The organism is Streptacidiphilus sp. EB129 (assembly GCF_041262645.1).
Lineage (GTDB): Bacteria > Actinomycetota > Actinomycetes > Streptomycetales > Streptomycetaceae > Streptacidiphilus.
The window spans coordinates 1-26,892 of record NZ_JBGCCS010000018.1 but is presented as its reverse complement, the minus strand read 5'-3'; the positions used below and the strand labels follow the sequence as shown (position 1 = coordinate 26,892).

Annotated in this window: 22 protein-coding genes; 13 read left to right on the top strand and 9 right to left on the bottom strand. The window is 72.3% G+C overall.

Annotated elements, in window-relative coordinates:
• Positions 1-55: 55 nt before the first annotated feature.
• Complete coding sequence (hpnH, locus tag ABH925_RS22005) at positions 56-1,060, top strand: adenosyl-hopene transferase HpnH (protein ID WP_370150450.1); 1,005 nt, start codon at positions 56-58, stop codon at positions 1,058-1,060.
• A gap of 249 nt (positions 1,061-1,309) precedes the next feature.
• On the opposite strand, the gene ABH925_RS22000 is transcribed toward hpnH, so the two are convergent.
• Complete coding sequence (locus ABH925_RS22000; protein WP_370150448.1) at positions 1,310-3,154, bottom strand: alpha/beta fold hydrolase; 1,845 nt, start codon at positions 3,152-3,154, stop codon at positions 1,310-1,312.
• 153 nt (positions 3,155-3,307) lie between these two features.
• Here ABH925_RS22000 and ABH925_RS21995 point away from each other — a divergent pair, with 153 nt between their 5' ends.
• A complete protein-coding gene (locus tag ABH925_RS21995) occupies positions 3,308-4,087 on the top strand; it encodes a hypothetical protein (protein WP_370150446.1) in 780 nt (259 codons plus the stop codon).
• 124 nt (positions 4,088-4,211) lie between these two features.
• The gene (locus ABH925_RS21990; RefSeq protein ID WP_370150444.1) at positions 4,212-5,210 is read left to right on the top strand and encodes a hypothetical protein; all 999 of its coding nucleotides are present in this window, start codon (positions 4,212-4,214) and stop codon (positions 5,208-5,210) included.
• Between the two features lie 88 nt (positions 5,211-5,298).
• Here the strand turns inward: ABH925_RS21990 and ABH925_RS21985 are convergent, their stop codons facing one another.
• Positions 5,299-6,897, bottom strand: a complete 1,599-nt coding sequence (locus ABH925_RS21985; RefSeq protein WP_370150442.1) for an MDR family MFS transporter — start codon at positions 6,895-6,897, stop codon at positions 5,299-5,301.
• Between the two features lie 388 nt (positions 6,898-7,285).
• Between ABH925_RS21985 and ABH925_RS21980 the strand changes: the two genes are divergently transcribed.
• Positions 7,286-8,143, top strand: coding sequence for a TrmB family transcriptional regulator (locus tag ABH925_RS21980; protein ID WP_370150440.1), 858 nt, complete (start codon positions 7,286-7,288; stop codon positions 8,141-8,143).
• Positions 8,144-8,149: 6 nt separating this feature from the next.
• On the opposite strand, the gene ABH925_RS21975 is transcribed toward ABH925_RS21980, so the two are convergent.
• From ABH925_RS21975 to ABH925_RS21965, 3 genes are all read right to left on the bottom strand, one after another.
• Positions 8,150-9,955, bottom strand: a complete 1,806-nt coding sequence (locus ABH925_RS21975; RefSeq protein WP_370150438.1) for an AMP-binding protein — start codon at positions 9,953-9,955, stop codon at positions 8,150-8,152.
• A 207-nt stretch (positions 9,956-10,162) separates the two neighbouring features.
• A complete protein-coding gene (locus ABH925_RS21970) occupies positions 10,163-10,900 on the bottom strand; it encodes a lytic transglycosylase domain-containing protein (RefSeq protein WP_370150436.1) in 738 nt (245 codons plus the stop codon).
• A gap of 467 nt (positions 10,901-11,367) precedes the next feature.
• Positions 11,368-11,619, bottom strand: a complete 252-nt coding sequence (locus tag ABH925_RS21965; RefSeq protein ID WP_370150434.1) for a DUF1049 domain-containing protein — start codon at positions 11,617-11,619, stop codon at positions 11,368-11,370.
• Between the two features lie 164 nt (positions 11,620-11,783).
• On the opposite strand from ABH925_RS21965, the gene ABH925_RS21960 reads away from it, so the two are divergent.
• A complete protein-coding gene (locus ABH925_RS21960) occupies positions 11,784-13,013 on the top strand; it encodes an ROK family protein (RefSeq protein ID WP_370150432.1) in 1,230 nt (409 codons plus the stop codon).
• A 103-nt stretch (positions 13,014-13,116) separates the two neighbouring features.
• Here ABH925_RS21960 and ABH925_RS21955 read toward each other — a convergent pair whose 3' ends face one another.
• On the bottom strand, positions 13,117-14,022 hold the full coding sequence (locus tag ABH925_RS21955) for a MarR family winged helix-turn-helix transcriptional regulator (RefSeq protein WP_370150430.1): 906 nt from the start codon (positions 14,020-14,022) through the stop codon (positions 13,117-13,119).
• Between the two features lie 235 nt (positions 14,023-14,257).
• Positions 14,258-15,004, bottom strand: coding sequence for a TetR/AcrR family transcriptional regulator (locus ABH925_RS21950; RefSeq protein WP_370150428.1), 747 nt, complete (start codon positions 15,002-15,004; stop codon positions 14,258-14,260).
• 137 nt (positions 15,005-15,141) lie between these two features.
• Between ABH925_RS21950 and ABH925_RS21945 the strand changes: the two genes are divergently transcribed.
• From ABH925_RS21945 to ABH925_RS21910, 8 genes are all read left to right on the top strand, one after another.
• A complete protein-coding gene (locus tag ABH925_RS21945) occupies positions 15,142-16,182 on the top strand; it encodes a phosphotransferase family protein (RefSeq protein ID WP_370150425.1) in 1,041 nt (346 codons plus the stop codon).
• Positions 16,182-17,423 carry an acyl-CoA dehydrogenase family protein gene (locus ABH925_RS21940; RefSeq protein ID WP_370150422.1) on the top strand — a complete coding sequence of 414 codons (1,242 nt, stop codon included), beginning with the start codon at positions 16,182-16,184 and terminating at the stop codon, positions 17,421-17,423. Before ABH925_RS21945 ends, ABH925_RS21940 begins: the two co-directional genes overlap by 1 nt.
• 64 nt (positions 17,424-17,487) lie before the next feature.
• Positions 17,488-18,249: a 3-oxoacyl-ACP reductase FabG gene (gene fabG, locus ABH925_RS21935; RefSeq protein WP_370150419.1), complete on the top strand. Its 762-nt coding sequence runs from the start codon at positions 17,488-17,490 to the stop codon at positions 18,247-18,249.
• Positions 18,250-18,409: 160 nt separating this feature from the next.
• Positions 18,410-19,606 carry an acyl-CoA dehydrogenase family protein gene (locus tag ABH925_RS21930; protein ID WP_370150417.1) on the top strand — a complete coding sequence of 399 codons (1,197 nt, stop codon included), beginning with the start codon at positions 18,410-18,412 and terminating at the stop codon, positions 19,604-19,606.
• Positions 19,603-20,844: an acyl-CoA dehydrogenase family protein gene (locus tag ABH925_RS21925; protein WP_370150414.1), complete on the top strand. Its 1,242-nt coding sequence runs from the start codon at positions 19,603-19,605 to the stop codon at positions 20,842-20,844. Before ABH925_RS21930 ends, ABH925_RS21925 begins: the two co-directional genes overlap by 4 nt.
• Positions 20,837-21,595: an SDR family oxidoreductase gene (locus ABH925_RS21920; RefSeq protein WP_370150411.1), complete on the top strand. Its 759-nt coding sequence runs from the start codon at positions 20,837-20,839 to the stop codon at positions 21,593-21,595. The genes ABH925_RS21925 and ABH925_RS21920 overlap by 8 nt, the downstream gene beginning before the upstream one ends.
• Before the next feature lie 352 nt (positions 21,596-21,947).
• The gene (locus ABH925_RS21915; RefSeq protein WP_370150409.1) at positions 21,948-23,009 is read left to right on the top strand and encodes a phosphatase PAP2 family protein; all 1,062 of its coding nucleotides are present in this window, start codon (positions 21,948-21,950) and stop codon (positions 23,007-23,009) included.
• A 351-nt stretch (positions 23,010-23,360) separates the two neighbouring features.
• A complete protein-coding gene (locus ABH925_RS21910) occupies positions 23,361-23,735 on the top strand; it encodes a hypothetical protein (protein ID WP_370150407.1) in 375 nt (124 codons plus the stop codon).
• 39 nt (positions 23,736-23,774) lie between these two features.
• Here ABH925_RS21910 and ABH925_RS21905 read toward each other — a convergent pair whose 3' ends face one another.
• A complete protein-coding gene (locus ABH925_RS21905) occupies positions 23,775-25,133 on the bottom strand; it encodes an aspartate aminotransferase family protein (RefSeq protein WP_370150600.1) in 1,359 nt (452 codons plus the stop codon).
• A gap of 76 nt (positions 25,134-25,209) precedes the next feature.
• Positions 25,210-26,892, bottom strand: a 1,683-nt coding sequence (gene dxs / locus ABH925_RS21900; RefSeq protein WP_370150405.1) for a 1-deoxy-D-xylulose-5-phosphate synthase, incomplete at its 5' end; no start/stop codon positions are given.

Here is a 26,892-nt window from a genome sequence, read left to right as displayed (position 1 = left end):
TGTATGTTAGTGGAGGGCCCCAAACCTGGGGTCCGGGGGAACGGAGACAGTGATCATGGGACTCCCACTTAATCTGACCGTCAAGATGGGCACGTACCTCCTCAAGCAGAAGGTGCTTCGGCGGGAGAAGTTCCCGCTGATCGTGGAGGTCGAACCCCTCTTCGCGTGCAACCTGGCCTGCGCGGGCTGTGGCAAGATCCAGCACCCCGCCAGCGTGCTGAAGCAGCGGATGCCGGTCGAGCAGGTCGTCAAGGCCGTCGAGGAGGCCGGTGCACCGATGGTGTCGCTGGCCGGCGGCGAGCCGTTGATGCACCCGCAGATCGACGAGATGACCCGGGCGCTGCTCGGCAAGGGCAAGTTCGTGGTGCTCTGCACCAACGCGGTGCTGCTGCCCAAGCACATCCACAAGTTCAAGCCGCACCGCAACTTCGCGTGGATGGTGCACATCGACGGGCTGCGCGAGCGGCACGACGAGTCGGTGAGCAAGGTCGGCGTGTTCGACCAGGCCGTCGAGGCGATCAAGCAGGCCAAGGCGCTGGGCTTCGCCGTCTACACCAACTCGACCTTCTTCAACAACGACAGCCCGCAGGACGTCATCGAGGTGCTGCAGTACCTCAACGACGAACTGAAGGTCGACCGGATGCAGATCTCGCCCGGCTACGCCTACGAGAAGGCCCCCGACCAGGACCGCTTCCTGGGCGTCGAGCAGACCCGGCAGATGTTCAAGAAGGCGTTCGCGGACGGCCGCCGCAAGGGCTGGCGGCTCAACCACTCCGCGCTCTACCTGGACTTCCTGGAGGGCAAGGTCGACTTCGAGTGCACTCCCTGGGCGATCCCCTCGTACTCGTTGAAGGGGTGGCAGAAGCCCTGCTACCTGATGGCGGACGGCTACGTGGACACCTACCAGGAGCTGCTGGACACCACCGACTGGGACGCCTACGGACGTGGCAAGGACCCGCGCTGCGACAACTGCATGGCGCACTGCGGGTACGAGCCGACGGCCGTGCTGGCGACCATGGGCTCGCTCAAGGAGAGCCTCCGCGCCATCACCGCGGGCTGAACCGCGTCGCGGCCGGCCGGCCCGACCGCCGGCGCCGAGGCCGCTGCCACCGTGGCAGCCCGGTACCGCCGTCACGACCACCAGCGTGACCGTGACGGCGGTACCGGGCCTGCACGCCCCTCCCCGGACCCGCACGCCCGGGCGGCGGCCCGGCCCGCGACCGGGCGGCGCACCCACTAGGGCGGCGCACCCGGCAGGGCGGCGCACCCGGACGGCGGCGTACCCGGTGAGCGCGACGGGTCCGCGCCGTCAGGCGTCCCGGCGCAGGTGGCGGCCGACGAAGGCGACGGCCTGCGGGTAGGCGTCCAGGCGGTTGGCGAGCTTGGCGAGCCCGTGCCCCTCGTCGGCGTAGACGTGCAGGTCGCACTCGACCGCGTTCCGGTGCAGCGCCGCGGCCAGCTGCTCGGCCTCGCTCAGCGGGACCCGGGGGTCGTTCGCCCCGTGGATCACGAACAGCGGCGCCCTGATCGCGTCGATCCGGCTCAGCGGCGACACGGACTCCAGGAACTCACGGTCCCGTTCGAGTGAACCGTACTCGCGCTCGCGCTGCGGGCGCCGGTAGGCCGAGGTGTTCTCCAGGAAGGTCACCAGCGAGGACATCCCGACGATGTCCACCCCCGCCGCCCAGCGCTCCGGCTGGAACGCCAGCCCGGCCAGCACCATGTAGCCGCCGTAGGACCCGCCCCACAGCGCCGCCCGGTCCGGGTCCAGGCCCTGACCCGGCAGCCAGTCGTGCAGCGCGGCCAGGTCGGCGACCGAGTCGAACCGCAGCCGGACGTCGTCGGCCGAGTACCAGCGCTTGCCGTACCCGTCGGAACCGCGCACGTTCGGCACCAGCACGGTGTGCCCGAGGGCGGCCAGCGCCTGCACGACGGGGTTGAAGAAGCACACCGCCTGCGACTCGGGCCCACCGTGGATGATCACCACGACCGAGCCCGCCAGGGCCGGATCAGCCGGCTGCGCGTTGCGGTAGACGAAGCAGGGGACCAGCTCACCGTCGGGCGTGGGCACCCGGTGCGGCACCGGACCGGCCAGCGGTACCCCGGCCAGCGGCGCGGCGCTGTCGGTGACCGCGGTGACCGTCCCGGTCGCCGCGTCGACCCGGAGGATGTCCCCGGGGACGCCGGGGCTGGTGAAGGAGAGCACCACCGAACCGGAGTCGGGGGACCAGACCGGGCTCGGCACGGCCGGCGCGCCTGTCCAGCCCGCGTCCGGCAGCACCACCGGGCGCAGCAGCCTGCCGTCGGCGGCGTCGTGCAGCGCGGCCAGCCGGACGCCGTCCACGTTGGTCAGCACCAGCAGCAGGTTCCCGTCGGGCGAGAGCCAGCCGGTGACGTCGTGCCCGTCCGCCGCCACCAGTTCGGTCCACTCGCCGGAGGCCGGGTCCAGCCGGGCGAGCGCGGTGAACTCCCGCCCCCGGTCGGTGGTCACCAGCAGCGAACCGGTTCCGTTCTGCCACTGCGGGCGGACGTGCTGGGCCTGCTCGTCCGGGCCGGTGAGCGGGCGCAGCGAGCCGTCGGCCGGGTCCACGGCGAGCAGTTGCTGCGACATCGGCGAGCGGGCCCAGCGCGTCAGCACGGTCGCGTGCCCCTTGCGGGCGACCGCGACCTCCTCGATCTCACCACCCTGGTCGTAGACCACGCTCTCGGTTCCGGTGCCCAGATCGTGCACGACGACGTCGAAGTCGACCCCGTTGCGGCGGTTGGTGGCATAGACCAACCGCCCCGGACCGACGTCCAGCAGCCGGTGGAAGTACCGCTCGTCGCGCACCAGCGGCCGCAGGCCGTCCAGCCCCACCGGCGCGGCGGGCGGTATGTCCAGCGGCAGCAGGGACAGCTGCTGCTTCTCGTCGCCGCCCTGGTCGTGCGCCACCACCACGGCGCGGACCCCCGGCAGGCTGCGGACCCCTGACAGATAGCGGCCGGTGCAGGCGCCGGGGAGCGCGGTGAGCGGGCTCGCGGTCCCGTCCGGTGCCAGCTCGACCAGCTGGATCGTGCCGGAGCCGTTGTACCCGGCCAGGATCCGGCCCTCGTCGTCGATGTCGAACGCCCGCCAGGCCGGCAACGCCAGCAACTCGCCAAGTGTGTTTCCCATGACGGGACCCTAGGGTGTCGGACGCACACCCGTACACGGGCCGGACGGCGGCCGGGCGGATCGGCCTCGCGGAAACTGGGCCTAGCCCACCCGCCCCTCGGCTCACTAGCATGAGCCAGCTTCACGGACTGCAGGACAGGCGAGGGGGTTCCGATGGCCGAGGCCGACGAAGGTGCGTTCTACGTGCTCAGCGCACTGCTGCTGACACCGGGCCAGTTCCCCAGCGTGCTCGGCGACGACTACCCCGCCGCCTGCGCGGCGCTGCGGCTGGAGCCCTGGGCCGACGGCTACGGGCTGCTGTTCGGACAGGACGCCGCGGGCGCGCGCTGGACCGTGGTGTCCGACGACGCCGCGCTGGTCGGCTGCGCCATCGCCGCCTGGGACTGCGGCATGCCCTACGACCTGACCCCGCCGGAGCGCACGGTGGTGGACTCGCTGCCGGGCTGGCCGCTGTTGCTGACGGTGAGCACCCCCGGGCTGCCCGAGCCGCACGACCCGCCCGAGGCCGACCTGGACGAGGACCATCCGCTGCTCAGCGCGCCCGATCCGGAGGCCTGGGGCCCGCCCCAGCGCCGGCTGGGCGCGGACGAGATCGCCAAGCAGTGGACCCAGTGGCGCGAGCAGGTGGCCGCCGAGGTGCGGTTCGCCACCGACGGCACCCCGCCCACCGAACCGGTCGCCCGGGTGCTGGCCGAGGCCCGCGCCTACACCCGCACTCCCCCGCCGGCGGGCCGGATCCGCTCGGCGCCGGCCGCCGACGGCGCCCGCCTGGTCCGCGCGGACGGCCCCGGCTGGAGCCTGGCCGCCCGGACCGACGACATCGCGCTGCTGCTGCTGGACGAGAAGCCGCGCGAGGTGCTGCCGATCGGTCGCGGCCCGGAACTGCCCGCGCTGCTGCACGCACTCGACCGGATGGCCCGCGCCTCCAGCTGACGAACCGGCGCACACTGGTGCCATGCGTGCCATGCGACCAGCGAGCGCCCTGCGATCACCAGGTGCCGTCCCATCAGCAGGTGCCGTCCGAGCGGCAGGGCAGACCGGCCCCAGCCGGCGCGCGGTGCTGCTCGGGGGCGCGGCGACCACCGTGGCCCTGGGCCTGGCCGGCTGCGCATCGAGCCCGCACCGGTCCGCGCCCACCCCGACCGGCGGCCCCGACGGAAGTGCTTCGCCCGGCCCCTCCCCGTCCGGCAGCCCTGCACCGGGCAGCCCGTCCACGGCCCCGGCCCCGGTGCTGCCGGTCACCACGCCCTGGCAGCCCAGCAGCAATGACGTCGATCCGCAGGTCAAGCAGCGCGCGGTGAGCCTGATCGAGGCGCTGGGGGCCTGGCCGGCCGGCGGTCGGGGCGCCGCCGCCGCGCGGGCCAGGGTGTCCGCCCTCGGCCTGGACCCGGGGCTGGTCGACCAGGCCGGGGCCACCCTGCTCGGCGGCGCGCCGCAGGCGGCACTCCAGGTGCTGGAGGCCCAGTACGGCGGCATCCTGGCCGACTCGGCCAGCGTGCTGGTGGTCTGCCGGCAGTGGACGCTGGGCCCGAACGGCCAGGTGGTACCGGGTGGCACCACCGTGGACGTGCGGCTCTCGCAGGCCCGGCCGCTGTGGACGGTGACCGCGCTGCACCCCGCCCAGCCGGGCCCGGCGAGCGCGGCGCTCCCCGCCGCCGCCCGGCAGGTGCTGGCCTCGTCGGTGATCACCCTGCCGCCGGCCGCGCGGGCCGACGTGCTCAGCGGCGCCATCCACGACAGCGCGCTGCAGGCGCTGCTGACGCTCTCGGGGCGCTACCGGCTGGAGCTGAGCGTGGTGCGCTCCGGTCATCCCATCGACGTCTTCGGCACCACCCGTCCAAGCGATCACCCGCTGGGCCGGGCCTTCGACGTCTGGCGGATCGACGGCCACGCGGTGGTGGACCCGGCGACCTCGCACTCCCTGGTGGACACCTTCATGCGGGCGGCGGCCGCGGTCGGCTCCTACAACGTGGGCGGGCCGCGGCAGCTGAGCGGAGCGGCGTTCTTCTCCGACAACACCCACCACGACCACGTCCACGTCGGCTTCGACTTCTGAGCGCGGGCCCGCGCCACCTCCGGGCCCGCGCCCCGAACCGACTGCCGCTACCGGAAGGCCGGCTGCCGGAAGGTCGGCTACCGGAGGGTCAGTGCGCCGCGGGGGCGGCCGCCGGGTCGAGGCCCGCGGTCGCCAGCGGCTTCTCCTTCAGCACCAGTGCGAACACCAGCGCGATACCGATGAACGGCGTGCCGGCCAGGAACAGGTCACCGATGGCATGCGCGAACGCGGCCGTGACGTGCTCCTTCACGGGTGCCGGCAGGTGCTGGATCGCCTGGACGTTGTTGGCGCTCAGCGAACCGCCGCCCGCGCCGCCCTTGGTCCCGGCGAACTCCAGCTTCATGTAGTGGGCCAGCCGGCTGGTCAGCACCGTGCCGAAGATCGCGGTACCGATGGACGCGCCGATCTGCCGGAAGAAGGTGGCCGAGGCCGTGGCCACGCCCATGTCCCGGAAGTCCACCGAGTTCTGGATGGCCGTCACCATGGTCTGCATGGTCAGGCCCAGGCCCGCGCCGAAGGCGAAGGCGAACAGCGCGACCTGCCAGTACGGGGTGGTGTTGCTCAGCGTGCTGAGCAGGAACAGCGAGCCGATGATCACCAGCGCGCCGACGATCGGGAAGACCTTGTACTTGCCGGTCTTCGCCATGATCCGGCCGGAGCTGATCGCGGTCGCCATGATCCCGGCGACCGCGGGCAGCATGCCCAGGCCGGACCGGGTCGCCGACATCCCCTGCACCGCCTGCAGGTAGACGGGGAGGTAGATGATGCCGCCGAACATGGCGAAACCGGCGAAGAAGCCGAAGCCGTTGCCCACCGAGAAGATCGGGTTGCGGAACAGCCGCATCGGCAGGATCGGCTCCTTGGCGCGCTGCTCGATCAGCACGAAGCCGACCGTCAGCAGCACCGAGACGGCCACCAGGCCCAGGCCCTGCCAGGAGGCCCAGCCGTAGCTGGTGCCCGCCCAGTTCAGGTAGAGCAGCAGGCTGGTGACGCCGCCGACGATGGCGGCCGAGCCGAGGTAGTCGATCGAGTGCTCGCGGCGGTTGACCGGCAGCTTCAGCGCGAAGGAGCAGACCACCAGCGCGCCGATGCCGATCGGCAGGTTGATGTAGAAGATCCAGCGCCAGCCGATGGAGTCGGTGAACCAGCCGCCGAGCAGCGGCCCGGCCACGCTGGCGAGTCCGAAGACCGCGCCCATCAGGCCCTGGTAACGGCCGCGCTCACGCGGGGGTATGACGTCGCCGATGATGGCGAAGGCCAGCGACATCAGACCACCGCCGCCGATGCCCTGGATCGCCCGGAAGCCGATCAGCTCGCCCATGTTCTGGCTCAGGCCGGCCAGCGCGGAGCCGATCAGGAACACCACGATCGCGGACTGGAAGATGATCCGGCGGCCGTAGAGGTCGGAGATCTTGCCCCAGAGCGGGGTGGCGGCGGTCGAGGTGAGCAGGTAGGCGGTGACCACCCAGGAGAGCTTGTCGATGCCGCCGAGCTGGCTGACGATGGTCGGCAGGGCCGTCCCGACGATGCTCTGGTCGAGGGCCGCCAGCAGCATGCCGGCCATCAGGCCGCCCATGACCACCATGATCTGCTTGTGGCTGAGGTAGTTCGGCCCCTCGGCGGGCGAGGAGGGGTCCGGCGGTTGCGCGGAGGGGTCTGTGGTCGTGTCGACCGGGGTTTCGGACATGGCGGCAGGCTCCAGCGTGGTTCCACGTGCGGTGCTCGGATCTGAGCAGGGGGGAACCGTACCGTGCGGCACTGACAGTCCTTAGGGCGGGGCTAGCCTTACGGCAAGTAAGCAGAATGCCGGGCCGGCCGGAATCTGGGCATACCGACAGGGATGCACCGGGGACACGCGTCGAGCGGGCAGGGATGAATCAGGGACATGACAGAGAAAGCCACCTGACACCCCGTTGAGTGGTGCTCGGCTGGACGAAGATAGCGAACCCCCGGCCACCCCACAAGAACCCTGCCGGAACCGCTTCCCCACCCCTTGGCGCCCGCCCCGAACCTGTGAGACCCAGGTCATGGACACGGCTTGCCAAAGCGGGGACCTTCGCCGCTACGGTGCCTCCATGCAAACGGACGACAGGCGCGCCGCGGATCTCGAAGAGCTCGGCCTCACCAACTACGAGGCGCGGGTCTACCTCGCGCTGATCCGCCGGGACGTGTTCACCGCCGCGGAGGTGGCACGCGAGGCGCAGGTGCCGCGCCAGCGGGTGTACGACGTGCTGGAAGGGCTGACCCGGCGCCAGCTCGCAGTACTCCACCCGGGCCGGGTCGCCGGGTACTCCGCGGTGGCCCCCGAGGTCGCCGTGGACCGGCTGATGGAGCAGCAGCGCCGCTCCCTGGGCCGGCTGGAACGGCTCTCCGACGAGCTGGCCCGCGAGCTGCTGCCGACCTGGGACAGCGGCCGGACCCACACCGACCCGCTGGACTACGTCGAGGTGCTGCGCGACGCGGCGGACATCCGGGAGCGGTTCGCCCGGATCCAGTCGGACGCCGAGCGGGAGCTGCTGAGCTTCTCCCGGCCGCCGTGGGTGAACCCGCCGGCCGAGAACGTGGCCGGCATCGAGGCCTCCTCCCGGCTGCACGCCGCCGGGCGCACGGTCCGCTCGCTCTACAGCCAGGACGTGCTGGACGACCCGGACGTGCTCTCCGTGGTGCGCCAGTTCGTCGACGCCGGCGAGGACATCCGGATCGCCGAGTCGCTGCCGCTGAAGCTGGTGATCGCGGACGGCTCCACGGTGCTCTGCGACATGCCGGACCCGGTGGCCCGGGCCGGCGCGACCACCTCGCTGGTGATCCGGCACCCCTCGCTGGCGGAGACGCTGCGGCTGGCCTTCAAGCAGGTCTGGGACGAGTCCCCCACCCTGGACGAGGCGCTCAGGCTGCGCGAGACCCAGGCCGCCCAGACCGCCGCCCAGTCCTGACCGCCCTCAGCCCTCCTGCTCGTCCCGCTCCAGGTCGTCCCGTTCTTGCTCGTCCTGTTCCTGCTCGTCCCGCAGCACCCGGCGCAGCACCTTGCCGAGCATGTTGCGGGGCAGCGGGTCCACCCGGAACTCGACGATCTTCGGCACCTTGTAGCCGGTCAGCCGCTCGGCGCAGTACGCGATCAGCGCGCCCTCGGTCAGCCGCGCGCCCGGCCGGACGATGACGCACGCCTTCACCGTCTCGCCCCGGTAGGGATCCGGCACGCCCACCACGGCCACGTCGGCCACCGCCGGGTGCGCCAGCAGCACCTCCTCGATCTCGCTGGGGAACACCGAGAAGCCGCTGGCGATGATCACGTCGCGCTTGCGGTCGATGACGGTGACGTACCCGTCCGGGCTCATCACCGCGATGTCGCCGGTGAACAGCCAGCCGTCGTGCAGCATCCGGGCGCTGTCCTCGCGCTCGTGCCAGTACCCGGCGAAGACCTGCGGTCCCCGGACGATCAGCTCTCCGGCCACCCCCGGCGGCTGCTCGCGGTCGGGGTCCTCCTCGTCGACCACCTTCACCTCCGTGCCCGGCAGCGGTATCCCCACCGTGCCGGGGCGGGCGTTGGCGTTGAGCGGGTTCGCCAGCACCACCGGCGAGGCCTCGGACAGGCCGTAGCCCTCGACCAGACGGGCGCCGGTGAGCTCCTGGAAGCGGTCGACGGTCTCCGGCTCCAGCCGCATCGCCCCGGAGATGCAGTAGCGCACCGACCGCAGCCCGCGCAGCCGGCCCGCCCCGGACTTCATCAGCGCCTGGTACATCGGCGGCACGCCGGGGAACAGCGTCGGGTGCCAGCGCCGCAGCGCGTCGGTGACCAGCTCCACGTCGAAGGTCGGCAGCAGCACCGTCCTGGCCCCGGCCAGCGAGGCCACGGTCAGGCACATGGTCATGCCGTAGACGTGGAACATCGGGAGCGTGCCGAGCAGCGTCTCACGCCCCTGCCGGAGCTGCGGGTACCAGGCCCGGACCTGGTGGGCGTTGGCGACCAGGTTGCGGTGGGTCAGCATGGCGCCCTTGGGGGTGCCGGTGGTGCCGCCGGTGTACTGCAGCACCGCCAGCGCGCTCCTGGGGCTGACCGGCCCGGCCCCCTGCGCGGCGGAGGCGGGCCCGCGCGCGACCCGGGCGAACGGCACCGCGTCCGCGCCCTCCGGCAGCCCCGGGCGCAGCCGCGCGCGCAGTTCCCCGGCCCGTCCCAGCGGCAGTCGCAGCAGCAGCCGGGAGCGCAGCGGCAGCGCGTCGGCCAGCGCGGTGGTCACCACCTGCCGCAGCTCGGTCCGCGCGCGGACCGCGTCGACGGTGCGGAACGCCCCGTCGTAGACGATCGCCAGGGTCGCCCCGGAGTCGCCGAGCTGGTGCGCGATCTCGGACTCGGTGTAGAGCGGGTTGGTCGGCACCACGATCGCGCCCAGCCGCAGCACGGCGTAGAAGGCGATCACGTACTGCGGGCAGTTGGGCAGCACCAGCGCGACCCGGTCGCCCCGCTTGACGCCGAGCCCGGCCAGCCCGCCGGCGAAGCGGTCGACGGCGCGGCGCAGCGCGCGGTAGCTGGTGCGGCGCCCGAAGAACACCAGCGCGGTGCGGTGGCCGTGGCGCTCCGCGGCCTGGTCCAGCAGCGCGGTGACCGGGACCACGGGGATGCTGACCTTGTGCGGCACCCCGGCCGCGTAGAACCGGTACCAGGGCCTGGCGGCCCGGTCGGCGCGGGTCCCGTCCGCCCGGGTCCTCCCGGCTCGGGCCCGGTCGGCTTCGTCCCTGCCAGTGGCCACAGCGGCACTCCCCGTTCGAACCAGCTGCTGACATGGCTTCTCACAGCTGGGCAAGATCGTGGCAGCGCGTTCCGGGTCTGTCCATAGGTCGGCACCGGATCGGAAGCACCGGGAATCAGGGGCGCCGGGCCCGGAACGACCGCGTGCCCGACCCGGCCCTCGATGGAGGGACGGGCCGGGCGCGCGATGGATCCGGCTGGTGGTGGATCAGTACCAGTTGTGGGCCTGCCAGAAGGCCCAGGCCTGGTTGGGGCTGCCGTAGGTGGAGTTCATGTAGTCCAGCGCCCAGCGGATCTGGGTGGCCGGGTTGGTCTGCCAGTCGGCGCCGGCCGAGGCCATCTTGTCGCCGGGCAGGGCCTGGGCCAGGCCGTAGGCGCCGGAGGAGGCGTTGGTGGCGGTGACGTCCCAGCCGCTCTCGTGGGAGATGATCTGGTCGAACGAGTCCAGCTGGTCCGCCGGGACGATCTGGGCGGCGATCTCCTGCGGGCTGCCGCTGATCGCGGTACGGACCTGGGAGCGCGAGGCGGCGGCGGCCTGAGCGGCGGCGGCGCGGTCGGCGGCGGCCTTGTTCGCAGCCGCCTGAGCGGCGGCGGCCTGGGCGGCGGCAGCCTGGTCCGCGGCGGCCTTGGCGGCAGCGGCCTTCTCCGCTGCGGCCTTGTCGGCGGCGGCCTTCGCGGCAGCGGCCTTGTCCGCGGCAGCCTTGGCAGCGGCGGCCTTGTCGGCAACGGCCTTCGCGGCGGAGGCCGAGGCGGACGCGGAGGCGGCGGCCTGCTGGGTCTGCAGGTCCTGGACCTTGGCGACCACGGCGGTCTGTGCCGCGACGCTCTTGGCGGGACCCGCGGTGACGTCGGTGACGACCCCGGCCACCGCGAGGCCGGTCAGCGAGGCGGCGGCGATGATGGCGGCGGTACGCTTTCGCACCGGCAGGGCATGCTTACGCGACATGGGAGAGGACCTCAATCGGCTGGCTCGGCGGCTGACCGACTGGATCCGCAGGGCGGGACAGGTGCCCTACGAAGCCGGTGCAGCGCCGTGGGCACCCCGGTTTAGGTTGGTGCCGGACTGACGACAGCCCCGCTGCGAGCAGCAGGGCTGTCCTGACGACTGCGCCATTGTTAGCGGCTCGTCGTCCGGGGTCCAAAGTCCTTATTACTATCCGACTCCGTAGTGGAACGGCGTTCGCGACGGCCCGTCAGGGCGGCCGGGTTCCCCCGTGCGGGCATCCGAAACCCGAGGTTCCGCTTTTTCTGGAACCCCGTGCGCACCGCCGTAAGCAGGGGTTAAACCCCGCGAAAGGCCCAGCTGCGGGCATTGGCCCGACCCGCGGGGGAAGCCGCCCCGGAAGACCCCGGGCGGATCAGGAACGGATCAACTATCGAGCTTCGTTGACATCGCGAGCACTGTGGCGGGGGTCACTTCCGATTGGTCCGATAGCGCCGCAGGAACCAGCCCAGCACCACTCCGACCGCGAGGATCACCACAAGCACCGCCCAGAGCGGCAGGACGACCACCGAGATCCCCCACAGGTGGATCTTCACCGACGCGGTGTTCATGAGGATGAACCAGGTCGCCAGGGCCACGAGCACCGCGCCGGCGACCGTGCGCACGTTGAGCGGAATACCGGCCACCTTGCGCGGAGCGCCGGCCTCTGCCTGCTTGACCATGCCTCCATTCTCGGCACTCGGGGGCCGCACCGCCCGTTACGGCTGCCGAACGGGGTGCCGGACCAGCCGGAGGCATGATTAAGTTAATCGACTTAACTTGAACGAGACCGGCACCACCAGGCAACAGAGCACGACCGGACAACCAGAGAGGCGACACCGGCACGATGGCCGAGTACCCAGCGGAACCCCTGCCCGACCAGCGCTGGAACCGCCGCCGGCTGCGCAGCAACAACGAGTGGCTGCTGCTGGAGCGGCTGCGCACCACCGGCGCCGCCTCACGGGCCCAGCTCGCCCGGGACTCCGGCCTGTCCAAGCCCACCGTCTCCACCGCGCTGGCCACCCTGGAGCAGGCCGGTCTGGTCCGCGAGGCCGGGACGGTCGCCCCCGACCGGGGCCGTACCGCCGTGCTCTACGAGGCCGACCCCAGCGCCGGGCACGTCCTCGGTGTCGACATCGGCCGCGCCCGGCTGCGACTGGCCGTCGCCGACCTGGCCGGGACCGTGGTCTCCCGGGTCGACGTGGCCAACCGCGGCCGCAGCGCCACCGCCGTCGCGGAGGCGGTGCTGGCCGCCGCCCGGCAGGTCACCGCGGAGGCCGGGCTGCGGCAGCAGGACATCGTGCAGGCGGTGGTCGGCACCCCGGGGGTGTTCGACGAGGAGACCGGCCGGGTCCGCTACGCGGTGAACCTGCCCGGCTGGGGCCGGGCCGGCCTCTTCGCCGGGATGCGGGAGGGCCTGGGCACCGCGCTCAGCGTCCACAACGACGCCAACCTGGCCGCCCTGGGCGAGTACGCCTTCGGGGCCGGGGCGGGCAGCAGGCTCTTCGTCTATGTACTGATCGGCACCGGCCTGGGCATGGGCGTGGTCGCCGACGGCGAACTGTTCCGGGGCGCACACGGCGCGGCCGGCGAGATCGGCTTCCTGCCACTGGTCGGCAGTCCGGTGCCGGCCGGCACCGGACCGGCCGGCGCGGACACCCCGTCGCGGCGGGGCCTGCTGGAGGACGCGGTCTCGGCGGACGCCGTGGTCCGCACCGCCCGGGACTTCGGCCTGACCGGGCCGCTGACCGCGAAGCACGTCTTCGAACAGGCGCGGCTGGGCGAGCCGGCGGCGGTGGCCGCCGTCCGGCAGGAGGCGCAGCGCCTGGCCCATGTGGTGGCGGCGGTGTCGGCGGTGCTGGACCCGGACCGGGTGGTGCTCGGCGGCGGCGTCGGGCACAGCGCAGACCTGCTGCTCAGCACGGTCGAGGAGACGCTCCACGGGCTGACCCCGCTGCGGCCCGCGGTCGTCCCCAGCGCGCTGGGCGAGGACGCCGTGCTGCTCGGGGCCATCGCGACGGCGCTGCGCTCCGCGCGCCCGCTGGTCTTCGACCGCCGCACCGACGACCCCGAATGACCCCACAGGGCCCGTGACGGCACCGGCCCCGTAACAGCAGCGGCCCCGGCCCGACATCAGGTCGGACCGGGGCCGGTTTACAGGACACGCACCAGAAGGGGGCTCAGCTCTCGGCGAGGCGGGCTATGACGGAGAGCAGCTCCACCGCCCGGTCGCGTTCGGCGGCGGCGACCGGTTCGAGCAGCTGGGCCTGAACCCGGGCGACGCCGGGGCCGACCTCGTCGAGCAGCCGGGCGCCGTTCGGCGCCAGCGCGAGCAGGTTGCGGCGGCCGTCCGCCGGGTCCCGGCGGCGCAGCACCAGACCGCGCCGCACCAGGCGGCTCACCAGCTCGGCCATGGTCGCCTTGTCCAGCGACGCTCTCTCCCCCACCGTCCGCTGGTCGATGCCGGGCTCGACCGCGAGCGCGGCCAGCACCGCGTGCTGCGGCGCGGTCAGCTCGCTCGACACCAGCTCGGACCAGAGCCGGGTGTGCACCTGCTGGGCGACCCGGATCAGGTAGCCGACCACCCGGGGGGCGTCCAGGATCGGGCGCGACTCGACCAGGAACTCCAGGCCGACCTCCTCCACCCGGGCCATGGCCCCGAGCGCGGTCATCAGTTCGCAGCGCTGCGCCTCGGCCAGCGGCTCCAGCAGCAGTTGCTGCACCCGGGCCACGCCGGGCGACACGCTCTCCATCACCTGGGTGCCCAACGGCGAGAGGGTGAGCAGCTTGCGGCGACCGTCCGCCGGGTCCCGGCGGCGCAGCACCAGACCGCGCCGCACCAGGCGGCCGACCATCTCGGCCATCGTCGCCTTGTCCAGCGACGCCCGCTCGCCCACCGTGCGCTGGTCGGCGCCCGGCTCCAGCGCCAGCGCGATCAGCGCGGCGTACTGCGGAGCAGTCAGCTCGGCGCCGACGTGCTCGGCCCACAGGCGCGTGTGCACCTGCTGGGCTATGCGGATCAGCTGCCCCGGTGACTGGGAGAGGCGGAGCGGCGCACCCGTCATATTGATCTCCCCCAGCACCATGGAACCGTCCTCGTTCTACGCCTTCGTACGGCCCTGGTGAGAGGGGTGCGCACGGCCGGGCTGCGGCAGACCCGCACCGAGATCGATCGCGCGAGGACGGTCGAAACGGGGGGTTTGCACCGAGCAGCCGTCGGCTGCTGGCGCACACTATACAAACCAACCGATCCCACACGACACGCCCATTGGACCTGCGTCCTAATCGTGATCCAGGACGGTCGCATCCGGTCCTTTGTGTTCAGTCGGGTGAAACCGTCAGACCACGGAGCAACAGGTCCGCGAAGGTCTCGCCGATGGACGCCGGGGTGAGCTCACCGTCCGCGTGGTACCAGCTGCCGAGGTGGTGCACCCCGCCGAAGAACTGGTGGGTGGCCAGGTCCGCGGAGACGTCGGCGCGCAGGACGCCCTCGGCCTGCCCCTGTTCGATCAGCGCCCGGAACCGCTCGTGGTAGCGCCGGCGCTCGGCCCGCACCTCGGCCAGCCGCTCCGGCGGGAGCATGTGCATGGAGCGCCAGGACACCATCGCGTCGTCCAGGTTCTCCAGGGTGCTCACCACCACGTCGGCCGCGGCGGCGCCGAGGCGTTCGCGTACCGGCAGGTCGGCGGCGGCGATGGCGTCCAGCCGTTGGCTCTGGACAGCCAGCAGCCTGGTGTAGACCTGCTGCAGCAGGTCGTCCTTGGACGTGTAGTAGTGGTACATCGCGCCCTTGGTGACCCCGGCGCGCTCGACGATCTCCTGCACCGAGGTCAACGCGAAGCCCCGTTCGGCGAAGAGCCGGCTCGCCGCGCTGAGCAGCCGCTCCTGCACCGGCGCGGCTCCGGCCTCGTCCTTCGCGCCGGCGTCGCCCGCATCCCTGGCGTCGCCCGCGCCGTCGGCGTTGGCGGTGTCCTGGTCCAGCCGGGCCACCGGCTCGCGGCCCAGCGGTCCCGGCATGACGATGCTGCGGCCGCCCCTGGCTCCGACGGCCCTGCGTGCTGCGGCCACGTGCGACCCCTTCATCGTGCTTTCCGTGCCTACGGTTGTGTCTCAGGCCACTCTAGCCGACATACCTACTAGTCGGTATGGTGGCCCGGACGGCCCCGCTGCCACCACTGTGCCCCATCCCCGGCCTGGAGGCCCGTATGCCCGCACAACCGCACCCACCAGGCCTCGATCTGGACCGGCTCCGGGACCATCTGGACCGCGTCCGCCCCGGCCTGGCCGAGGGGACGCTGACCGCCGCACTGATCTCCGGCGGCAAGTCGAACCTCACCTACACCCTGCGCGACGACCGCCGGCGCTGGGTGCTGCGCCGCCCGCCGCTGGGCCACGTCCTGGCCACCGCGCACGACATGGCCCGCGAGTACCGGGTGATCGAAGCCCTGTCCGGCACCGCCGTGCCGGTCCCCGGGGTGCACCTGCTGTGCACCGACCCCGAGGTGCTGGGCGCGCCGTTCTACCTGATGGACGAGGTCGCCGGCACCGTCTACCGCACCGCCGAGGACTCCGCCGGGCTCGGCCCGGAGCGGGCCACCGCGCTGTCGCTCCGGCTGATCGACGTACTCGCCGACCTGCACGCGATCGACCCGGAAGCGGTCGGCCTGGGCGACTTCGGCCGCGCCGACGGCTATCTGCAGCGCCAGGTCAGCCGCTGGTTCCGGCAGTTCGAGGCGTCCCGGAGCCGGGACATCCCCGGCATGGACGAGCTGCAGCGCAGGCTCGGCGCGCACGTCCCCGCGAGCCAGCGGGCCACCGTCGTACACGGCGACTACCGTCTGGACAACACCGTCGTCGCGGCGGACGACACCATCGCCGCCGTCCTGGACTGGGAGATGGCGACCCTGGGCGACCCCCTGGCCGACGTCGGCCTGATGAAGGTGTACTGGGACATCTCCGGCGACATGCCCGGCAACCCGGTCGCCCAGGCGGTCAACCCGGCAGCCGGCTTCCCCGGCATGGACGTGCTCGCCCAGCGCTACGCCGACCGCACCGGCCTCGACCTGGGCCCGCTGCCCTGGTACACGGCGTTCGCCGGCTACAAGCTCGCGGTCATCGCCGAGGGCATCCACTACCGCTACACCCAGGGCAAGACCGTCGGCGAGGGCTTCTCCCACCTGGGTGCCCTGGTGCCGCCGCTGGTCGCCACCTCCCTGGAGACCCTGCTCACGCTGGAGGCGCACTGATGGACTTCCTGTACGACGACCGGACCAGGGAACTGCAGCAGCAGTTGCTGGCCTTCATGGACGAGATGGTCTACCCCGCCGAACAGCACGCCGCCGAACAAGACGCCGCCGAGCAGCACGCCCCCGGGGCCGGCGAGTGGTCCCGTCCGCCGGTCATGGCCGAGCTCAAGGCCGAGGCCCGCAGGCGCGGGCTGTGGAATCTCTTCCTGCCGAACACCGACCACGGCGCGGGTCTGACGAACCTTCAGTACGCCCCGCTGGCCGAGATCACCGGACGCAGCCCGCACCTCGCCCCGGAGGCGCTCAACTGCGCCGCCCCGGACACCGGCAACATGGAGGTGCTCGCCGAGTTCGGCTCCCCGGAGCAGCAGAAGCGCTGGCTGACGCCGCTGCTGGAGGGCGAGATCCGCTCCGCGTTCTGCATGACCGAGCCCGAGGTCGCCTCCTCCGACGCCTCCAACATCGCCACCCGGATCGTCCGCGACGGTGACAGCTACGTCATCAACGGCCGCAAGTGGTGGTCCTCCGGCGCGATGGACCCGGCCTGCGAGATCTTCGTCGTGATGGGCCAGACCGATCCGGACGCCCCCAAGCACCGCCGCCAGAGCATGATCCTGGTCCCCCGGGACACCCCCGGCGTCGAGGTCCGCCGGGGCATGCACGTCTTCGGCTACACCGACGGCGCGCACGGCGGCCACGCCGAGATCGTCTTCCAGGACGTCCGCGTGCCGGCCGAGAACCTGATCGCCGGGGAGGGCGAGGGCTTCGCCATCGCCCAGGCCCGGCTCGGCCCCGGCCGGATCCACCACTGCATGCGGCTGATCGGGATGGCCGAGCGTGCGCTGGAGCTGATGTGCCGCCGCGCCGTCTCCCGCACCGCGTTCGGCAAGCCGCTGGCCGAGCAGGGCGTGGTCCAGGAGTGGATCGCGGAGTCCCGGGTGCGGATCGAGCAGCTCCGGCTGCTGGTGCTGAAGACCGCCTGGCTGATGGACACCGTCGGCAACAAGGGCGCCCACACCGAGATCCAGGCCATCAAGATCGCGACCCCGGCCACCGTGGAGTGGATCATCGACAAGTCGATCCAGGCCCACGGTGCGGGCGGGGTCTCCCAGGACTTCGTGCTGGCGCAGCTCTGGGCCGGCGCCCGGACGCTGCGGCTCGCCGACGGTCCGGACGAGGTGCACAAGCGGTCGCTGGCCCACCGCGAACTCCGGCCGTACCTGGCCGCGGCGACCGACTGACCGGCCCACCTCCCCTTACTTCCCCTCCTCCATCCCCTCACCTCTGAGAAGAGAGACAGCAACCATGACTGACACCACCCCCCGCGTAGCCGTCGTCACCGGTGCGGCGCGCGGCATCGGCGCCGCCACCGCGATCCGCCTTGCCGCAGACGGCTTCGCCGTGGCCGTGGTCGACCTGGAGGAGTCCGCGGGCAAGGACACCGTCGAGAAGATCACGGCCGCCGGCGGCCGTGCCCTCGCCGTGGGTGCCGACGTCAGCGACGCGGCGCAGGTCGCCGCCGCGATCGAGCGGATCGCGGCGGAGCTCGGCGCACCGACCGTGCTGGTCAACAACGCCGGCGTGCTGCGCGACAACCTGCTGTTCAAGATGTCCGAGCTGGACTGGGACACGGTCATGAACGTGCACCTCAAGGGCGCGTTCCTGATGACCAAGGCGGTCCAGAAGCACATGGTCGACGCCGGCTACGGCCGCGTCGTCAACCTGTCCTCCTCCTCCGCGCTGGGCAACCGGGGCCAGGCCAACTACTCCGCCGCCAAGGCCGGGCTGCAGGGCTTCACCAAGACCCTCGCCAAGGAGCTGGGCAAGTTCGGCGTCACCGCCAACGCGGTGGCCCCCGGCTTCATCGCCACCGACATGACGGCGGCCACGGCGGAGCGCGTCGGCATGGGCTTCGAGGACTTCAAGGCCGCCGCGGCCACGATGATCCCGGTCGCCCGCGTCGGCGTCCCGGACGACATCGCCCACACCGTGTCCTTCCTCGTCAGCGAGGGCGCCGGCTTCGTCTCCGGCCAGGTCATCTACGTCGCCGGCGGCCCCCTCGACTAACCAGCGCGTCCGCATGCGGCCAACCACGCAGCGCCCAAGGGGCGCGAGGAACTGCGCTGCCAACCACGCACCTCCGTAGAGCGCTGCTCACGCACGAGGTTGCAGTTCCCGCGCCCCTGGCAGTAACCCCCCACTCTTCGTCCGAGAGGGCACCAAGGACATGAGCACACCCCCACCCTGGACCGCCGAGTCACTCCTCGCCGCCGTCCACGATCTCCTCGCCGAACACGACCCCGCGACCACCTCCGTCAAGGACTTCCTCGGCGCCCGCTACGACGCCGGCCTCGCCTGGATCCACTTCCCGGAGGGCTTCGGCGGCCTCGCCGCCCCCCGTTCGCTGCAGCAGGTCGTCAACGACGCCTTCGCCGCCGCCGGGGCGCCCACCCTGGACCCGGGGCGGCACGGCATCGGCCTCGGCATGGCCGCCCCCACCCTGCTGGCCTTCGGCGACGACGCCGTCAAGAACCGCTTCCTGCGCCCGCTGTGGACCGGCGAGGAGGTCTGGTGCCAGCTGTTCAGCGAGCCCGGCGCCGGCTCCGACCTGGCCGCCCTCGGCACCCGCGCGGTCCGTGACGGCGACGGCTGGACCGTGGACGGGCAGAAGGTGTGGACCTCGCTGGCACACGAGGCGCAGTGGGCCATCCTGGTCACCCGCACCGACCCGGACGTGCCCAAGCACCGCGGCATGACCTACTTCGTCTGCGACATGACCGCCCCCGGGGTCGAGGTCCGGCCGCTGCGGCAGGCCACCGGCGAGGCCGAGTTCAACGAGGTCTTCCTGACCGGCGTGCGGATCCCCGACGCGCACCGGCTCGGCGAGGTCGGCGACGGCTGGCGGGTCGCCCAGACCACGCTGATGAACGAGCGCGTCGCCATCGGCAGCCACCCGGTCCCGCGCGAGGGCGGGCTGATCGGCCTGGTCGCCCGGCGCTGGCGCGAGCAGCCGGAGGCGCGCACGCCTGGGCTGCACGACGCGCTGCTGCGGCTGTGGGTGGACGCCGAGGCGGCCAGGCTCACCGGCGAGCGGCTGCGGCAGCAACTGGCGGCCGGACAGCCGGGACCGGAGGGCTCGGCCGCGAAGCTCGCCTTCGCCCGGCTCAACCAGCAGATCTCCGGGCTGGAACTGGAGCTGCTCGGCGGCGAGGGTCTGACCTACGACGACTGGACCTTCCGCCGCCCCGCCCACCCGTCCATGGAGGGCGGCACGCCCGGTTACCGCTATCTGCGGGCCAAGGGCAACTCCATCGAGGGCGGCACCTCGGAGATCCTCCGCACGATCATCGCGGAGCGCATCCTCGGTCTGCCGCCGGAGATCCGCGTCGACAAGGACGTCGCCTGGAAGGACCTCGCCAAATGAGCGCCACCCCGGACCCGCAGCTCGGCCCCACTCCGCAGCACACCCCTGACCTGCAGTACAGCGAGGTGGAGCAGGAGCTGCGGGTCAGCGTCCGCGCGCTGCTCGCAGCCCGCGCGCCGCAGAGCGCGACGCTGGCCAGGACCGAGACCGAGCAGCCGGTGGACACCGGCCTGTGGCAGGCGCTCGGCGCCGAACTGGGCGTCACCGGCCTGGCCGTCCCGGAGAAGTCGGGCGGCGCGGGGGCGAGCTGGCGCGAGACCGCCGTGGTGCTGGAGGAGCTGGGGCGCGCGGTCGCCCCCGTCCCCTATCTCGGCAGCGCGGTACTGGCGACGGCGGCACTGCTGGCCGTGGACGAGGCCGAGCTGCTGCCCGGGCTCGCCGCCGGCCGGCAGGTCGCGGCCCTGGCCGTCCCCTTCGCCACCGCCCTCCTCCCGTCCGGCCCCCACCCCACCGACCCGGGCGACGCCGCCTTCCCCGCCTCGGTACGGGCGGACGCGGGCGGCCTGCTGCACGGCACGGTGCGGCTGGTCGCCGACGCGCGCACCGCGGACGCCTTCGTGGTCCCGGCCCGCGGCGCGGACGGCACGCCCGCCCTGTACGCGGTCGAGGGTCAGGCCGCGGCCGGCGTCGTGGTGGGCCCGGTGGTCAGCCTGGACATGACCCGGGCGCTGGCGGACCTGTCCTTCGACGGCGCCGCGGGCCGGCTGCTGGCCGAGGGCGACGACGCGGTCCGCGCCGTGCGGACCGCGCTGACCACCGGCGCGGCGCTGCTCGCCAGCGAACAGCTCGGGGTCGCCGAGTGGGCGCTGGAGACCACCACCGCCTATGTGAAGGAGCGGCACCAGTTCGGCCGTCCGGTCGGCTCCTTCCAGGCGGTCAAGCACCGGCTCGCGGACCTGTGGGTCTCGGTGGCACAGCTGCGGGCGGTCGCCCGCAACGCGGCGGACGCGCTGGCCACCGGGTCCGCCGACGCGCCGGTGGCCGCCGCACTGGCCCAGGCCTTCGCCTCGCCGGTGGCGGTCGCCGCCACCGAGGAGGCGGTGCAGCTGCACGGCGGCATCGGCTTCACCTGGGAGCACCCGGCGCACCTCTATCTCAAGCGGGCCAAGAGCGCCTCCATCGCGCTCGGCACCGCGGACCGGCACCGGGCGATCCTGGCCGCCCTGGTCGACCTGCCCTCCCCTCTCCCCCTTTCCGCTCTCCCTCTTTCCCCGCACTCCGAGGAGCACCATGGCTGACGCCCAGCACCACAAGGTCGCGCTGATCACCGGCGGCAGCCGGGGCATCGGCTTCGCGGTGGCCGAGGCCCTGGTCGCCCGCGGCGACCGGGTGGTCGTCACCGGCCGCGACGCCGACAGCCTGAAGCAGGCGGTCGACCAGCTCGGCGGCCCCGAGTACGCGCTCGGCGTGGCCGGAAAGAGCCACGACGCGGCGCACCGCGCCGAGGCGGTGGGGCAGGCCATGGAGCGGTTCGGCCGGATCGACGCCCTGGTCAACAATGTCGGCACCAACCCGGTCTACGGCTCGCTGGTCGAGCTGGACCTCGACGCGGCCCGCAAGATCCTGGACATCAACCTGGTCTCCACGCTGGGCTGGGTGCAGCTGGTGCATCAGGCGTCGCTGCGCGAGCACGGCGGGGCGATCGTGAACATGTCCTCGGTCAGCGCGCTCGGCCCGGCACCGGGCATCGGCATGTACGGGGCCAGCAAGGCGGCGCTGATCCAGCTGACCCAGCAGCTCGCCCATGAACTGGCGCCCACCGTACGGGTGAACGCGGTCGCCCCGGCCGTGGTGCGCACCAAGTTCGCCGAAGCCCTGTTCGCCGGGCACGAGGAGCAGGTGGCGAACAGCTATCCGCTCAAGCGGCTCGGCCTGCCGGCCGACGTCGGCGGCGCGGTGGCCTTCCTGCTCTCCGACCAGGCCTCCTGGATCACCGGGCAGACCCTGGTGCTCGACGGCGGCCTCACCCTGGGCGGCGGACTCGCCTGATCGCCTGCCTCGTGCCCGGACGAGCGTCCGGGCACGAGGCATGAACGGGTGGCTCCCGGGGAATGTAATTCCTTTTCCCAGGAACCCGATAAACCTATGAGAACTGTTTTCCAACCACGGCGGGACACTCGTCTCATACAGTTCTTACCGAAGGGCGAGGATCGGCCAGACACTCGACGAGTGGCCCTGATGCCCACAAAGCCGCCGGTCAAACCCCCACAGGCGACCTCGACAAGGCCCTTCGAATGCGCTCGGACCTTTATCCGGGGCCGACAATGCATCAGGTCACATCGTTATCACGAACAACGTGTTCGAGTCCGGGGCCAGAGCAAAACACTGTAACGTCGAAGGGGTGCGTAGCCAGAGGAAAGAGGTCGCCCTACTCGACCGCCCACAGACGACACCGCCACTGCGGCCCGCAGAGCGGGACGTCCGCCTGCCTCAGCTCAGTCGCGCCCACAAGTGGGCCTTCGGCACGACCGCTGCCTTCTATCTCGCGATCGTGCTCGCCGTGCTCACCTCCTCGGCCCTGGTCTCCCTCGACTGGGCCGTGATGATCTTCAAGCCCTACGAGCACTGGCCCGGACTCCAGCCCTTCCTCGACGTGTACGTCGTCGCCGGGCAGCGCGGTCCCTCCGCGATCGTGGTGGCCCTGTGGCTGGGCTGGCGCAGCTGGCGCGCCAGGAGTCTGCGGCCGCTGCTGGTCGTGGGCGTGGCGCTGGTACTGCTGAACATGTCGGTGGGCGCCGTGAAGATCGGCACCGGGCGACTCGGTCCGCACTACGCGCATGTGGCCGGGTCCAGCGAGCTCTTCCAGGGCGGCGGTATATTCCCGTCGGGCCACACCGCCAACGCCGTGGTGACCTGGGGCATCGTGGCCTACCTCGCGGTGCGCTGGCGCCGTCTGGGCGCGGTGCTGGCCGGCTTCATGGGCTTCTCGATCGGGATGACCACGATCTACCTGGGCACCCACTGGACGTCTGACGTGCTCTCAGGATGGGCCGCCGGCGCGCTGGTACTGCTGGCGCTGCCCCTGTTCGAGCCGGTGATCGTGAGCGCCGACGAGCGGATCCAGGCCGCCTGGCGCGACCGCCGGCCCGGCCTCGGCAGCCTGGCCCCGCCGCTGGACCTGGCCAGGCAGTTCCGGCACGACCCGACCCGGGAGCGGGAGACCGGGTCCCCCTCGGCCACGGCGTCCGCCGCGCGCACCGCGTCGACGGCCGCCGGAGCCGCCTCGGCGCCGTCCGTCCCGAAGCCCGCCGCGAAGCCCGCTGCGAGGTCCTCCGCGAAGGCTCCCGCGAGGTCCTCCGCGAAGCCGGGGGCGGCCCTGCCGGCACCCCGACCGGAGCGCACACCGCTCGAACGCCGCCGGGCTCAGTCGGCCCGGCGGTCTCGCGCGGAATCCGCAGGCTGACCCCTTTCTGTTATCTGGATCACGTCTGCCGGACGACTCCGGACCGGTTACCTGTGGCGTGCGCCACAGCCACTCGTCCCGAATGCTGGAATCTCCCCGGCAGGCGGGTCCGAGCTGCGGTTTTTCCCTACTCAGCGGTTTCTTACCTCGTCGCGCTGACCGCAGACGATACTTCTACGACACTTTTCGATCAGAATACGGCGCGATAGCAGTCGAACTGCATTGTCCTCTCACGCCACTCTGATCACTTACGCCCAAACGGCATGTGCCGCGACCGCCGGCTTCTACTGTCCTCACTGCGGGGACCACGAACGGTCCCGCCGTCGGACCCGTTCAGGAGGATGCCCGAACATGTCGAACATGGAGACCGCGCTCAAGGAAGCCATGGGGATCGAGGGAGCCGTGGGCGTCGCGCTCGTCGACTACAGCAGCGGCCTGGCCCTGGGAACCCTGGGGACCACCAAGGAGCTGGACCTCAACGTCGCCGCCGCGGGCAACACCGACGTGGTCCGCGCCAAGATGCGCACCATGGAGATGCTCAACCTCCACAACGAGACCATCGAGGACATCCTGATCAGCCTCACCACCCAGTACCACCTGATCCGGCCGCTGACCCGGCACGGCAGCAAGGGGATCTTCCTCTACCTGGCCCTGGACCGGCAGCGCGCCAACCTGGCGCTGGCCCGGCACCGCTGCCGCCAGATCGAGGAGCACCTGGAGATCTGACGGCGGCGGGCCGGGCCGTGCGGCGTCGGACCGGCCCGGCTAGCGGTTGGCGACGGCCTGCTTGATCAGCGTCTTGCCGAAGTCGCGCATCAGCCCCGTGCCGCTGTGCGCCTCGTCCATCACATCGGCGAAGGCGTCCACGAAGCGGTCCACCTCGCGCTCGGTGATGGTCAGCGGCGGGATCAGCTTGATGACCTCCAGGTGGTCCCCGGAGACCTGGGTGAGGATGCGGTGCCGCTGCATCAGCGGCACGACCACCATCTGCGCGAACAGCCCCTTGCGGGCCGCCTGCAGGGCCGCCCAGCCGGTCCGCAGCTTCAGCGACTGCGGGCGGCCGAACTCGATGCCGATCATCAGGCCGCGGCCGCGGACGTCGGCGAGCATCTCGTACTTGGGCTTGAGCGCGGTCAGCCGTTCCCGGAACAGGTCGCCGATCCGGCGGGCGTTCGCCACCACCTGCTCGTCCTCCATGACGTGCAGGGTGGCGAGCCCCGCGGCCATGGCCTGGGCGTTGGAGCCGAAGCTGGCCGAGTGGACCAGGACCCGGTCCATCGAGGAGTAGACCTTCTCGAAGATCCACTTCTTGCCCAGCGTCGCGCCCACCGGGACGTAGCCGCCGGACAGCGCCTTGGCCGCGCAGACCAGGTCCGGCTCCACCCCCGCCTCGTGCTGGTAGGCGAAGAAGTCGCCGGTGCGGCCGATGCCGGTCTGCACCTCGTCCGCGATCAGCAGCGCCTTGTGCCGGTGCAGCAGCTCCTGGGCGGCGCGGAGGTAGCCGGGCGGGGTGGCGTGCACGCCCTTGCCCTGGATCGGCTCCACGATCAGCGCCGCGACATCACCCTGCTTCAGCTCCCGCTCCAGCGCCGCCAGGTCGCCGAGCGGCACGGCGGTGTCCGGCAGCAGCGGCGCGAAGCCCTTGCGGAAGCCGTCCTCGCCGTTGACCGAGAGCGAACCCGTGGTCAGCCCGTGGAAGGCGTGGTCGCAGTAGAGCACCCGGCGCCGACCGGTGGCGTAGCGGGCGAACTTCAGCGCCGTCTCGACCGCCTCGGTGCCGCTGTTGCCGAAGAACACCCGGTCCAGGTGCGGGGTGTACGACAGCAGCCGCTCGGCCAGCAGGCCCGGGAGCGGCTGGCAGTCGAAGCGGGTCAGGTCGGCCAGCTCCAGGTCCATCACCTGCTGCACGGCCTGCCGGACCACCGGGTGGTGCCGACCCAGCGCGAAGATCCCGAAGCCGGCCAGCATGTCCAGGTAGTCGTTGCCCTCGGCGTCGTAGAAGTACGCGCCCCGGGCCCGCTCGTAGACCTTGTCGAAGCCGATGGTGTGCAGCATCCGCGGCAGCTGGTGGTTCAGGTACTCGGTGTGCAGCGCGTAGCGTTCGGCGCCGCGCTCGGCCAGCAGCGCGGCGACGTCGAAACCGCCCGCCGTGGGCCCGGATACCGCTGTCTCGGCTGCCGCCCTGTCGGATACTGCCCTGTCAGATGCCACTGCGGGATTCCCCTCCTGCGACGCCGCTCCGCACGGCTGCCGCTGCCTGCTCTCGTTCTTCTCGCAACCCTGCCTCGCCCAGCCCGAGCAGCTTGGCGAAGCCCGCGGTCTGCGCGGCGATGCCGGGGCCGGTCAGCCCGATCTCGTCCAGGATCTCACCGCGCGCGGCGTGCGCCAGGAATTCCTGCGGGATGCCCAGTTCACGCGTCGGGACGTCGATGTCGGCGTCCCTCAGTGCCTGCGCCACCGCCGTGCCGACGCCGCCGACCCGGCCGTTGTCCTCGACGGTCACCACCAGGCGGTGCCGGGCGGCCAGCTCGGTGAGCGCCGGGTCGACCGGCTTCACCCAGCGCGGGTCGACCACGGTCGCGGTCAGCCCGTCGGCGGTCAGCAGCGCTGCCGCGTCCAGGCAGGCCGGCACCATCGTGCCGACCGCGACCAGCAGCACCTCCGGGGCGCTCCCGGCCGGTGCGGTGCGCAGCAGCACGTCCACCCCGCCGAGCCGCTCGACCGCCGGGATCGGCGGGCCGACCTCGGCCTTGGGGAAGCGCAGCACGGTCGGCGCGTCGTCGACGGCCAGCGCCTCGCGCAGCTGGGCGCGGAGCTGGTCGGCGTCGCGCGGCGCGGCGATCCGCAGACCCGGGACGACTTGCAGGATCGACATGTCCCACATGCCGTTGTGGCTGGCGCCGTCGGTGCCGGTGACCCCGGCCCGGTCCAGCACGAAGGTGACCCCGCAGCGGTGCAGGGCGACGTCCATCAGCACCTGGTCGAAAGCGCGGTTCAGGAAGGTCGCGTAGACCGCCACCACCGGGTGCAGCCCGCCGGTGGCCAGACCGGCCGCGCTGACCGCCGCGTGCTGCTCGGCGATGCCGACGTCGAAGATCCGCTCCGGGAACTCCTTGGCGAACCGGCCCAGGCCCACCGGCTGCAGCATCGCCGCGGTGATCGCCACCACGTCCGCCCGCTCACGGCCGATCTCGACCAGCTCGGCACCGAACACCGAGGTCCAGGACACCCCGCCGGAGGGACGCAGCGGCTCACAGGTGATCGGGTCGATCGCGCCCACCTGGTGGAAGTGGTCGGCCTCGTCCAGTTCGGCGGGACGGTAGCCGCGGCCCTTCTCGGTGAGGCAGTGCACGATCACCGGACCGCCGAAGCCCTTGGCCCGCTTCAGCGCTGACTCCAGCGCCTGCGGGTCGTGGCCGTCGATCGGTCCGACGTACTTCAGGCCGAGGTCCTCGAACATCCCCTGCGGGGCGACGGCGTCCTTGAACCCCTTCTTGGCCCCGTGCAGCGCCTCGTACAGCGGGGCGCCGACACCGGGGGTGCGCTGCAGGGTCTCCTTGCCCCAGGACAGGAAGCGCTCGTAGCCCTGGGTGGTGCGCAGCGTCGCCAGGTGGTTGGCCAGGCCGCCGATGGTCGGGGCGTAGGAGCGCTCGTTGTCGTTCACCACGATCACCAGCGGGCGGTCCTGGGCCTCGGCGATGTTGTTCAGCGCCTCCCAGGCCATGCCGCCGGTCAGCGCGCCGTCGCCGATCACCGCGACCACACAGCGGTCGGCGTAGCCCAGCAGCTGGTTGGCCTTGGCCAGGCCGTCGGCGTAGCCCAGCACGGTGGAGGCGTGCGAGTTCTCGATCACGTCGTGCTCGGACTCGGCCCGGGACGGGTA

Excerpts from the sequence above, each read along its gene's own strand:
- ABH925_RS22000 (WP_370150448.1), bottom strand. The coding sequence starts at position 3,154 with ATGGGAAACACACTTGGCGAGTTGCTGGCGTTGCCGGCCTGGCGGGCG.
- ABH925_RS21940 (WP_370150422.1), top strand. The coding sequence starts at position 16,182 with ATGGACTTCCTGTACGACGACCGGACCAGGGAACTGCAGCAGCAGTTG.
- ABH925_RS21955 (WP_370150430.1), bottom strand. The coding sequence starts at position 14,022 with ATGGTGCTGGGGGAGATCAATATGACGGGTGCGCCGCTCCGCCTCTCC.
- ABH925_RS21985 (WP_370150442.1), bottom strand. The coding sequence starts at position 6,897 with ATGTCCGAAACCCCGGTCGACACGACCACAGACCCCTCCGCGCAACCG.
- ABH925_RS21965 (WP_370150434.1), bottom strand. The coding sequence starts at position 11,619 with ATGGTCAAGCAGGCAGAGGCCGGCGCTCCGCGCAAGGTGGCCGGTATT.
- ABH925_RS21980 (WP_370150440.1), top strand. The coding sequence starts at position 7,286 with ATGCAAACGGACGACAGGCGCGCCGCGGATCTCGAAGAGCTCGGCCTC.
- ABH925_RS21910 (WP_370150407.1), top strand. The coding sequence starts at position 23,361 with ATGTCGAACATGGAGACCGCGCTCAAGGAAGCCATGGGGATCGAGGGA.
- ABH925_RS21925 (WP_370150414.1), top strand. The coding sequence starts at position 19,603 with ATGAGCGCCACCCCGGACCCGCAGCTCGGCCCCACTCCGCAGCACACC.
- ABH925_RS21930 (WP_370150417.1), top strand. The coding sequence starts at position 18,410 with ATGAGCACACCCCCACCCTGGACCGCCGAGTCACTCCTCGCCGCCGTC.
- ABH925_RS21995 (WP_370150446.1), top strand. The coding sequence starts at position 3,308 with ATGGCCGAGGCCGACGAAGGTGCGTTCTACGTGCTCAGCGCACTGCTG.
- ABH925_RS21970 (WP_370150436.1), bottom strand. The coding sequence starts at position 10,900 with ATGTCGCGTAAGCATGCCCTGCCGGTGCGAAAGCGTACCGCCGCCATC.
- ABH925_RS21945 (WP_370150425.1), top strand. The coding sequence starts at position 15,142 with ATGCCCGCACAACCGCACCCACCAGGCCTCGATCTGGACCGGCTCCGG.
- ABH925_RS21920 (WP_370150411.1), top strand. The coding sequence starts at position 20,837 with ATGGCTGACGCCCAGCACCACAAGGTCGCGCTGATCACCGGCGGCAGC.
- fabG (WP_370150419.1), top strand. The coding sequence starts at position 17,488 with ATGACTGACACCACCCCCCGCGTAGCCGTCGTCACCGGTGCGGCGCGC.
- ABH925_RS21960 (WP_370150432.1), top strand. The coding sequence starts at position 11,784 with ATGGCCGAGTACCCAGCGGAACCCCTGCCCGACCAGCGCTGGAACCGC.
- hpnH (WP_370150450.1), top strand. The coding sequence starts at position 56 with ATGGGACTCCCACTTAATCTGACCGTCAAGATGGGCACGTACCTCCTC.